General features: G+C 58.7%; 9 protein-coding genes. 3 read left to right on the top strand and 6 right to left on the bottom strand.

Annotation, left to right across the window (positions count from 1 at the left end):
* Positions 1 to 357 precede the first annotated feature (357 nt).
* From ABSG47_RS03200 to ABSG47_RS03180, 5 genes are all read right to left on the bottom strand, one after another.
* The gene (locus tag ABSG47_RS03200; RefSeq protein ID WP_424166290.1) at positions 358 to 1,824 is read right to left on the bottom strand and encodes a UbiA family prenyltransferase; all 1,467 of its coding nucleotides are present in this window, start codon (positions 1,822 to 1,824) and stop codon (positions 358 to 360) included.
* A gap of 12 nt (positions 1,825 to 1,836) precedes the next feature.
* The gene (locus ABSG47_RS03195) at positions 1,837 to 2,811 is read right to left on the bottom strand and encodes an NAD-dependent epimerase/dehydratase family protein (protein WP_424166287.1); all 975 of its coding nucleotides are present in this window, start codon (positions 2,809 to 2,811) and stop codon (positions 1,837 to 1,839) included.
* A 27-nt stretch (positions 2,812 to 2,838) separates the two neighbouring features.
* Positions 2,839 to 3,591, bottom strand: coding sequence for a TlyA family RNA methyltransferase (locus tag ABSG47_RS03190; RefSeq protein ID WP_424166285.1), 753 nt, complete (start codon positions 3,589 to 3,591; stop codon positions 2,839 to 2,841).
* Positions 3,592 to 3,666: 75 nt separating this feature from the next.
* The gene (locus ABSG47_RS03185; RefSeq protein WP_424166283.1) at positions 3,667 to 5,283 is read right to left on the bottom strand and encodes a YncE family protein; all 1,617 of its coding nucleotides are present in this window, start codon (positions 5,281 to 5,283) and stop codon (positions 3,667 to 3,669) included.
* A 185-nt stretch (positions 5,284 to 5,468) separates the two neighbouring features.
* Positions 5,469 to 7,832 carry a glycoside hydrolase family 31 protein gene (locus ABSG47_RS03180; protein WP_424166280.1) on the bottom strand — a complete coding sequence of 788 codons (2,364 nt, stop codon included), beginning with the start codon at positions 7,830 to 7,832 and terminating at the stop codon, positions 5,469 to 5,471.
* Between the two features lie 86 nt (positions 7,833 to 7,918).
* Here ABSG47_RS03180 and ABSG47_RS03175 point away from each other — a divergent pair, with 86 nt between their 5' ends.
* The 3 genes from ABSG47_RS03175 (at position 7,919) to ABSG47_RS03165 (ending at position 9,548) form a co-directional block, all read left to right on the top strand.
* Complete coding sequence (locus tag ABSG47_RS03175; RefSeq protein WP_424166277.1) at positions 7,919 to 8,824, top strand: DUF92 domain-containing protein; 906 nt, start codon at positions 7,919 to 7,921, stop codon at positions 8,822 to 8,824.
* A gap of 68 nt (positions 8,825 to 8,892) precedes the next feature.
* Positions 8,893 to 9,153 (top strand): AbrB/MazE/SpoVT family DNA-binding domain-containing protein, encoded by a 261-nt coding sequence (locus ABSG47_RS03170; RefSeq protein ID WP_424166274.1) that lies wholly within the window; start codon positions 8,893 to 8,895, stop codon positions 9,151 to 9,153.
* On the top strand, positions 9,150 to 9,548 hold the full coding sequence (locus ABSG47_RS03165) for a type II toxin-antitoxin system VapC family toxin (protein ID WP_424166272.1): 399 nt from the start codon (positions 9,150 to 9,152) through the stop codon (positions 9,546 to 9,548). Before ABSG47_RS03170 ends, ABSG47_RS03165 begins: the two co-directional genes overlap by 4 nt.
* A 24-nt stretch (positions 9,549 to 9,572) precedes the next feature.
* Here the strand turns inward: ABSG47_RS03165 and ABSG47_RS03160 are convergent, their stop codons facing one another.
* Positions 9,573 to 10,202 carry a YdcF family protein gene (locus tag ABSG47_RS03160; protein ID WP_424166270.1) on the bottom strand — a complete coding sequence of 210 codons (630 nt, stop codon included), beginning with the start codon at positions 10,200 to 10,202 and terminating at the stop codon, positions 9,573 to 9,575.
* Positions 10,203 to 10,214: the final 12 nt, after the last annotated feature.

The following is a 10,214-nucleotide window of genomic DNA, read 5'->3' as shown; positions in this document are numbered from 1 at the left end:
GTCACCGTATCGTGCGGCCCCAGGTAACTGTAGCCCGCAAATATATCCCACCGCGATGGCGAATCCCCATAAGACGGCCCCTTCGCCGCTCCTTGACCTAGCAACGCATACGGCGCTAGAGAAAATAGCGCCACGCTTACTGCTTTGATGAGATATGAGCGCATGCTCTTGATCCTCCGGCAATTGAATTTGGTGACCCGGCGCGCGAAACCGCCTAAGAACGCCCTTGCGGCGAGATCGAAATGCCACACCCTTCAGCGGGCCCCGTCATGGCAATACCACCCTACCATACGGCGATAAAACTTGAGCATTTTTTTACGTTTACTGTCAATATCCGCCTGGTCCATCTGACAGGCATCAGAGCGCCGCAACCACGGCAATGAGAACCACCGCGGCGCCTATCAACAGGCTCATGCGGTCAGTTACGGCAAAAATGATGGGATCCTCATTCAGCTCGCCGCGGGAGGCGAGCAGCCAGACGCGACTAAGCCACAACAGCATGAGAGGCGCTGCCAGCCAGAGACGGCCCGGATGATGGTACAAGACCGTAACATCATGCCCGCTGATGTACATGGAAAAGACCACCACGGCGGCGTAGGCGCTGGCCGTGCCGAAGCTGCGCAACTGCTCAATATCCACGGAGAGATAACCGCGGCCATGTGCGAATGTCGTTCCCCGCTCCAGAGCATTCCGCAGTTCGCTGAAGCGCTTGACCATGGCCAGGCTCAGGAAAAGAAAGACGGAGAAGGCCGAGAGCCACGGCGAGATGGCTACATCCGTGGCAGCGCCGCCGGCCAGCACACGAACCGTGTACAGGCAGGAGAGCAAAATCACATCCACCAGCACGATGCGCTTGAGATAAAGCGAATAGGCGAGCGTGGAAACAATATAGAGAAGAAGCCAGAGCAGAAATGCCGAGGGAAGCAGGAACTCAGCGGCAACAAGCGCGCCGGCCACAAACACAACCGCGATGACTGCCCCTGTGAATGCGGACATATCTCCAGAAGCAAAAGGCCTGGCGCGCTTGCGTGGATGCCTTCGGTCGGCATCGATATCCAGCATGTCATTGACGATGTAAGTGGCCGAGGCGCACAGACTGAAGCAGAAAAAGGCAATCACAGCGGCGGCAATATGCGGGCCGGTCAGCGAGTGGGAGAGCAGAAACGGCACGAGCACAAGCACGTTCTTTGCCCATTGATGGATACGGATGGCGCTGAGAAATGTTTTAAGAGCGCCCACCCTGTCACTAAACTCTCTCTCAATCGCAATGCCACTGCGCTGAAGCCGCGAAGCGAGTCCGCGTTCGGGATTGGCAATCATGGCCGAGCCGGCATGACGCAGCAGCGGAATATCCACGAAAGAGTTGCCGATGTAGTCATAGCCTTCTTCACCAAAGCGGTTCCGCATGCCTTCCAGTTTGTTGCCGCCGGTGAGATTGGTCTTGCCGTCGCTGGCCAGCACGCCATCGAAGAAATCGAAATGAGCCGCAACGCGCTCCGCGGTCTCGCTGTCCGCGCCCGTGGCCAGATAGATCCTGCGGCCCGCGGCCTTCTGCTCCTTGAGGTACGCGATGAGAGGGCGGTTATACGGCAGGTGCGTTACATCGAGAGTGACACGGGAAGCGACTTCTCTCTTGAGAGCTGCTTTGCCGCGCAGGGCCCACGCAGGGCTTTGAAGCGCCTGCAGAGGCCGCAGACGCACCAGCAGCAGCAGCGAGTCAAGCAGCGTATCGCTCTTGACGAGCGTGCCGTCCAGGTCCACGCACAGCGGTCGTTCAGCGATTGCTGTTGCTTGCTCAATACCCGTTGCCTGGAGCATGCTCATATCTAAATCCGCTTATACGCCATAAAACTCACGATACCAGCGTACAAACCTCGGAATCCCCTCATCGATGGCCGTGGACGGCTCAAAACCCACGTCACGGCGCAGCGCTTCAATGTCTGCAAATGTTTCCTTCACGTCGCCGGGCTGCATTGGCTCAAAGACGATCTCGGCCTTTTTGCCGAGCGACTCCTCGATCAGGCCGATCATCCGCATCAACGGCTCAGAGCGATGATTGCCGATGTTGTACACCCGATACGGCGGACCATCTCCGCCGGGAGTGCGATCGGATACGGCTACAACGCCGCTGACAATGTCGTCGATGTAGGTGAAATCGCGGCGCATATCGCCGTTGTTGAATACGCTGATCGGCTTGCCCGCCAGAATGGCTTTCACAAACAGGAAGGCGGACATATCCGGCCTTCCCCAGGGACCGTAGACGGTGAAGAAGCGCAAGCCAGTCGTCGGAATCGAGTAGAGATGGCTATAGGAGTGCGCCATCAGCTCGCACGCTTTTTTAGTAGCGGCGTAAAGTGAGACCGGATTATCGACTCGATCTTCCACCGCGAAAGGCAGCTTCTTGTTCGCTCCGTAAACCGACGATGAGCTGGCGTAGACGAAGTGCTGGCAGTTCTTGAGGCGCCGCGCCATCTCCAGCATCGCAATCTGGCCTTCGATGTTCGAATGCGTGTAGGCATAGGGATTGACCAGCGAGTAGCGCACGCCGGCCTGCGCGGCCAGATGAATGATATGCGTAATCTCCGGATGACGCGCAGCCAGATCCTCCACCGCATGATGATCGGCAATATCCGTGCGGTAGAACTGAAAGCCCGGCTTGCCGGATAACTGCGCCAGGCGCGCTTCCTTCAGGGATGGGTCGTAGTAGTCGTTGACGTTATCGACCCCGATAACCGCTTCACCGCGCTGGAGCAGGCGCTGGCAGACATGAAAGCCAATAAAGCCAGCCGCTCCGGTTACAAGATAGGACATAGAGTGTCAGTATAAATGGCTGCGGAATCAAGCGCTGAATCGCGCATGCAGCAAAAACTCCACGTTGCCCTCTGCGCCGGTGATAGGCGAATCGATCACTGCGGCAACTTCACCCCCCTGCTCGCGAACGCATTGGGCCACACGGTTGACGGCAAGCTGATGGGCAGCGGGATCGCGAACGATGCCGCCCTTGCCTACATGCTCACGGCCAGCCTCAAACTGCGGTTTAACGAGGATGACGGCCTCGATAAGGGATGGCGCGGCTGCAAGCACGGCAGGAAGAACCAGAGTGGCCGAGATAAAGGAAACATCCATGACGAGCAGCGTCGGAAAAGGCTCGATCATAAGCGAGCGTGGTTCGAGCAAACGCGCATTGGTTCGCTCCATGAGCCGAACGCGTGGGTCATTGCGGAGCTGCATGGCGATCTGGCCGAAGCCTGTGTCAACGGCTGTTACGCGCACCGCGCCGTGCTGCAAGAGACAATCCGTAAAGCCGCCGGTGGAAGCTCCTACATCGAGACAGGTACGGTCCGCCACATCGATCTTCCACGCATCCAGCGCGCCGGCCAGCTTGAGTCCTCCGCGGCTGACGTAGGGCTGATCGTTGCCGAGAAGACGCAATGCCGCATCGGCGGAAACCGATGCGCCGGGCTTATCGATCTTCTGTTCATTGACCAGCACACGACCGGCGAGAATCAGGGCACGCGCACGCTCGCGGCTCTGCGCGAGTCCACGCTCTACGAGCAGCGTGTCGATGCGCGCTTTTGTTCCTGCTGCCATTTCTTTACTGTATCGCGCAAAAGAAGAAGGCCATTTCCGCAGTGGAAATGGCCTTCGGAATTAAATCCGATCCGGTTACTGCTGCGGAGCGGACAGAGCAGCCGCCGACTGCGCCTGGCACAGCAATAGCGTGCTTGGCGGAACTCCCGCCGTCGCATATTGCTGCGCGGAGAGATTGCAGGGCGCTCCATAGCCGGGCTGACGGCTTGTGACGTTGGCATTGCCGGCGCTGCCGTTCTGGGAGGAGACGCGTAAATCCACGACATTTCCCTGCACCAGAACCGTAGTGTCGACGATGTCCTCATCCGTACGGATGATCGTGAGATAGGTGCTGTCCGGCGAGGCCACATACACCTTGCCTTCCAATGAATTCTGCGTGGAAGCCACCGTACGCGGGTGACCGTTGACCTGCAGGGTTTTCTCTACCGTATGGCTGGAAAGGTTGACGATCGTCACCGTTCCGTTGCCCGAGCCATTGCCGGTACTGTCATCGTTCTGGTTGGCCGTGTAGGCGCGGCTGCCGTCATAGAGAACTGTGACGCTGGCTGGATTGGGCGTTGTACCGGTGCCCACCGCCACGGTATAGGTGGTTCCGAAGGTCGGGCTGTCGTTGCCGTAGGTATCCAGGCTCACGTCAATGATGCTGATAGTGCCGCCGGCAAAATCCGCCACCACAAGCTGCTGCGTGGCAAGGTTATATTCGGCGTAAACCGGACCGGCGGTGGCGGGAAGATTCGCCGTGGAAAGGTTAATCGGCTCCGAACATATATTCGTGTTGGGAGTGGGGGGGACGGTAGGGCAACTCACTGCAAGGCCAGCCGTGGAAAGCGGCAACAAGGGATGCGAGTAGTATTTCTGCCCGGCCTTGTTGAAGCAGCCTGTCGGGCACTGGTTATCGAGGGTGTTGGTCTGGGTGTTAATGACGCTAATGGTGTCGTCGCCGCGGTTCAACACATAAATGCGCTGCGAATCCGGTGTTTGCACAGCATAGACCGGGCACCTGCCAACTTGCAGCTTGTTGGAGACACTATCGCTGGCTGCCAGTATGGAATCGGCAAAGCCCGCCGGCCCGGAGGATGGAGCCGTGTTGCAGGTGGTGGGACCGACCGCCCCCTGGGTGATGGCGTAGTTGTACTGCGCCGCGGACGTAGGCCCGATCACCATGATCGGCGTGGGATCGACCGGAATGGCGATTTTAAAAATTGCCGGCTGTGTTCCAGTGAAGACATCCACGTCGTTCGAGGCCAGGTCTGTGGCCCAGAGTTGGGCGGCTGGCGCCATGAATCCAAACGGCTCTGCGCCGGCCGGAAGCGTGGTAACAACCACCTGTTTCTCCTGGAGAGACGAGTTGGCGGGAAAGTCGCTAATGGTGCCGTCGCTGTTAAACGTAAACCCGTTCAAGCCGGTCTGGTCCAGAGTGAATGCGATCGGACCGGGCCCTACCGTAGCCTGCGCCAGCACTGTGTCACCCGCGTAATCCACCACGTTGACCACTCCCGCGGAGGTGGGGGAAGGCGAAGAAACAACCGTGACTAATGCAGCGGGCTGCGCTTGTGGACCGGCTGGATTGGTAGGAGTGACTACGGGGCGATACCCGGCGCCGCATCCGGCCAGAAACGCCGCCACAAAAGCCGCGCCTGCGAAGGCAATTTTCCGGGCAACACTCCGGGCGAGTTTCCGCTCAGGGGACATACAAAAAAGACTCATTCGTATTTTCGTTCCTGCTTACTTTGTCATTGTAAATGAGGCAAATGGGGGTGCGGGACGGCCGGAATGTATCCGGAATCGTGCCCGGCAACAGCGATGCATGGGTCTATCAGCCAATGTTTAGACGCACCGAAGCGCCGTCCGTGTGACGAGCGGCGCTTTGCGGGCGCTTATCGGCCAACGATTTCCACGGCGGCTGCGCCGGGGGCTTCAGACAGCTTACGGGTCGAGTCATCCCAGCGCAGGTGCGTGATGGTTCCCTTGCCCTGCTCGTAGCCGTAGGTGGTTCCGTCGTCATTAAACAGCGTGAACTCCGCGTTGGCGCCGGGATAAACCTTGATCTTCGCAATCGTCTGCTGCTCTTTGGTGTTTTCAACAGGCGAGCCGAGAGGCAGAATCGATCCGGCGCGGACGAAGAGTGGAATGGTGTCAATCGGAGCGTTGACTGTGATCGTCTGTCCGCCGTGGACACGCTCGTTGGTCCAGTAGTTGTACCAGTCCGCGCCGGCGGGCAGGTAGACTTCACGGCTCGTTGCGCCCTGGTCTGTGACCGGAGCCACCAGAAACGCCGGCCCGAACATATATTCGTCGCGGAGGTCGGCCACTTTCGGGTCGTTGGGGAAATCGAGCGGAAGCGCGCGCATGAAGGGAGCGCCGGTGTTCCATGTTTTGTAGCCGAGCGAATAGATGTACGGCAGCAGCTCATAGCGGAGCTTGAGGTACTTGATCAGGATCGGCTCAGCCTGTTTGCCGTAGCTCCAGACCTCATTGGCTGTCCGGCTGCCGTGCGTGCGCATGATGGGCAGAAAAGTAGCGTACTGAAACCAGCGCGTATAGAGCTCCGGGTAATCGTCATAGTGACCGACTACAGCGCGCGCGTCCGAAGGGTCTAGCAGCGGCGGGTGCTCCGGCTTGTGAACCTGCGGCAGATACTGCCAGCCGCCGGTGTCATTCGACCAGTAAGCAAAGCCGGACGCCGTAAAGTCGAGGCCGGTTGGCACCTGGCGCTTCAGCGTGTCCCACGTGCCGTGAATATCGCTCGACCAGAAGATGGTGCCGTTCGACTGCGCGCCAAGATAGGCGTCGCGGGAAAGCACCAGCGCCCGCTTCTGCGGCAGGTCGGCGCGGAATCCGTCATAGAGCGCCTTGGTGTGAAAGTACGGATAGACGTTGAAGAACTCCGTGCCGGGACCGATGTGATAAAAAGCGCCATTCGGAGGCAGATCGGGCTCCGTCTCGTCGGCCCACAGCGAGTCAAAGCCGAGCGATAGGATGTTGTCGCGTGAGATCTGCCAGAAGAACTTCGCCGCATCGGGGTTGGTCGTGTCGATGTCCGAACCGGCTTTGTCGTAAGGCAGACCGTTCTCCGGCGTCCCATCGGCCAGCGACTCAAACCAGCCATTCTTCAGCACCTGGTCGTAGTATCGGTCTTCCTTCACAAAGCGCGGCCAGACGGAGATCATCGTCTCAAAGCCCATCTTGTGCAGTTGATCGTTCATCGCCTTGGGATCGGGCCAAGCCTTGGGGTCCATGTCGAACTGGCCCATCTTGGTGTAGTAAAACCAGTCCACGACAAGCACATCCGCGGGCAAATGGCGATCGCGGTAGCCCTTGGCAACAGAGAGCAGTTCTTCCTGGGTTGAGTAGCGCTGTTTGCACTGGATGTAGCCGTAGGCAGCCTTGGGCAACATCGGCGTAGGACCGGTCAACAGCTTGTAGCCTGCGTAAATCTCATCCGCGGTGTCACCGGCGATGACGAAGTACGAAACGCGGCTGCCGGACTCGGATTGCCAGCGGGTGACCTCGTTGAAGCCGGGAATAATCGTCGTCTTAGAAGCGTTATCCCACAGCAGGCCGTAGCCTTTGTTCGTGATCGCAAAGGGCACGCAGGAACTTGGGCCGGCTGGAGAGTTGTAGTCGTGCCAGCAGCGCACCGGATGGCCTCGATGGTCGAGAAAACCCTCCTGATTCTGGCCCAGGCCGTAGTAGTGCTCGTCGCTGGGTGAGCGAAATGTCGCGCCCACCACGTAGCTCGGCCCATCGCTCGGCCTGCGGTCGTTGGCAAGCTGCGCCGTGCCGTCCTTGTGGTTATAGTCAGCCTGCTCCCATCCCGCCATATCGAGAATCGTCTTTCCGTCCGGCGATTTCACCGTCACACTGGCCCACGGCGCGGACCCGGAAAAGTAGTTCGCCGTGTCCGGCAAGCGTCCCGGTTTGGCATTCGGATTGGGATGCGGGCGATGCACGGTCACCACCATCCGCGCGGAGCGGTACTCGTCCTCGGCGTCTGTCTGCTTCAGCGTCCACCCGGTAGCGTCAGGCTTGCCCACAATGCCATAGCCGGGCGCGCCCTTGGCGGCTGCATCATCCTTGCTGATCGTCACGCGCAAAATGTTCGGCGCGTACGGCTCAAGAACAATCGTTTCGCGGGGACTATTGAAGACCGCGCGCGTCTCGGCGGTTTGCGCTGCAGAGACAGCGGTGAGAGAAACCAGAACAGCAGGCAGACAGACTGCGCTTGCAAACCTTTTCATTTTGAACTCCGCACAGTGGTGCAACAGGATGGAAATTGCCGGTCAACCGAGTGTAAACCGTTTCACCCGTCAGCTACCATACAGGCGTGACATCGAAAACAGATACACAGAAGCTCGCCTGGCAATCCAGGCTGATTCTCGCGATTGTCATCGCGCCGATCGCGGTAAGCGTGGTATGGGAGGCGCGTTTCTGGACCCTGCATGAGCCCAGCGTGGCAATGTGGGGGCTCGGATTGAGCGCGCTTCTCGGGCTTATTGCCTGGAAGTCGCGGTCAGGCACCCCAGCGGCGGCAGCAACCGGCGCGTTGCTGTGCGCAAGCATGATGTTCTCAACCTTTGTGTATCCCTACGAGCCCTGGAGAACAGCGATTGTGCCGGTGCTTGCGGTGCTGGTGCTGACCTCTTTGACCACACGATTTGGACGCAGGCGCAAGGAGCAGTTGGGAACAGCGGAAGAAAAACGCGGCCGCGTCTCGGCCCAGGTCTGCGCGAATCTCGGTTTTGCGGCGCTAGTGTGCAGCCCCGGCGCGCAATCGATGCTGGCGGGCGGCAGGCTGGTTAGCGCCGACAACAGCCTCTTTGGAGCTCTGCTCAGCTATGCCGCCTACGCCGCCCTTGCCGAAGCAGCCGCCGACACTGTCTCCTCGGAGATTGGCCAGGTGCTCGGCGGCCAGCCGTTCCTGCTTACAACATTTCGCCGCGTTGAGCCGGGTACAGACGGCGCCGTTAGCGCCTCTGGAACGCTCGCAGGCGTGCTCGCCGCCTGCGCCATAGGAACGATTGGAGCGTGGATGCTGCGGGGCAGCCTGGTTACTGGCTGCGTCATTTCCGCAGGCGGCATCTTCGGGCTGCTCTTCGACAGCCTGCTAGGCGCAACTCTGGAACGCAAAGGCTGGCTGAATAACGACGCCGTCAATTTTCTCTCGACAGCAAGCGCGGCAATCTCGACTCTGGTCTTCGTTCTATGGACGCTGCGAAATGCGGCAATCTAAGCAAAATGAACCACCACAAAGTAATGCAAAATTGCATTACAATAAAATAAGCACGCCAGGAGACCGCCATGCCAACTCTCAAACTCACCGCCAAGAGCCAGGTGACCATCAGCAAGGATTTGCGGCAGCACCTTGGAATTGCGCCTGGCGAAAAGATCGAAGTGATGAAAGCGAAGGACGGCAGCCTAAAAGTGACTCGGGCCAAGCCCAAGGGCTCCATTGAAAATTTCTTTGGCATATTGGCTGGCAAAACAAAAAAAGTAGCCACCCTTGAAGAAATCAAACGGGCTACGGAGGATGGCTGGGCCGGTCTGGTGAAATTCGATTGAAGGTCACCGTTGACACGAATGTGCTGGTGCGTGCTGCGGTTCGGGATGACTTGGAGCAATTCCAACTTGCCACGCAACTTCTCTTGCAAGAGAAATTTCTTTTTATTTCCCTTCCGTGCATCTGCGAGTTTGCATGGGCTCTCCGGAAAGCATACAAATTCAACAGAGCTGAAATTGCCGCTGCAATTGAAGAGTTGATCGAAGCTGACAATGTGATCATCCACCGTTCTGCGGTAGAAGCAGGTCTAGCCATGCTTTACGCGGGTGGGGATTTCTCCGACGGCATCCTGGCTTTCGAGGGACGGCAAGCCGGCGCGGATACGTTCGCTTCTTTCGATAAAGAAGCTGTGAAGCTACTGGCAAAACAGGGCTACAAGACCAAATTGCTCTCGTGAACCAAATCAAATCAATCCACAAACTCATTCCAGCCGCAGCCGCCATAGCGTATAAGCGATAATTTCGTGCGCGTAGCGGTAGAAGTCGCGCGGCCTGCCCGCAATGACAGCCTGCGGACGCGGTGAAGTAAACACATTCAACCCATCTGCCGCGCATATTGCATGGATACGAAACAGATGCGTGCTGTCGCTCACAATCAGCAGCCTTCGCAGGTTGTTCGTGCGGGCAATCACAGCCACGCGGCGCGACGACTCCGATGTGTTGCGGCTCTGCGTTTCCGCAATGATTGCCGCTTCCGGCACACCCTGGCTCATCAGGTAATTGCGTCCAACGCCGCCTTCGCTGTACTGGTCGCCGCCGTCGCCGCCCAGCGTAATGATGAGCGGAGCAATGCCATGCCGGTAGAGCGTCAGCGCGTGGTCCAGCCGCGCGCGAAGGACCGGTGAGGGCTTGCCATCCCACTCCGCCGCGCCAAAGACGACAATCGCATCCGATGGCGCCGCCTGATCCATGTGGGCAAAGTAGACGATCTGCGAATAAACCCACCAGGTCCACACGGCGGCGGCAGCCACGAGAATCAGCAGCAAGGAAAAACAGAGACGCAACGCCCCATGGCGCTTTTTACGGCCGGACTTGATCTGAGGCGTGCCCATCAGGAAAGTCCC

Origin of the sequence: Occallatibacter sp. (genome assembly GCF_049510455.1) — a bacterium.
Lineage (GTDB): Bacteria > Acidobacteriota > Terriglobia > Terriglobales > Acidobacteriaceae > Telmatobacter.
This window is presented reverse-complemented; position numbering and strand designations above follow the sequence as displayed.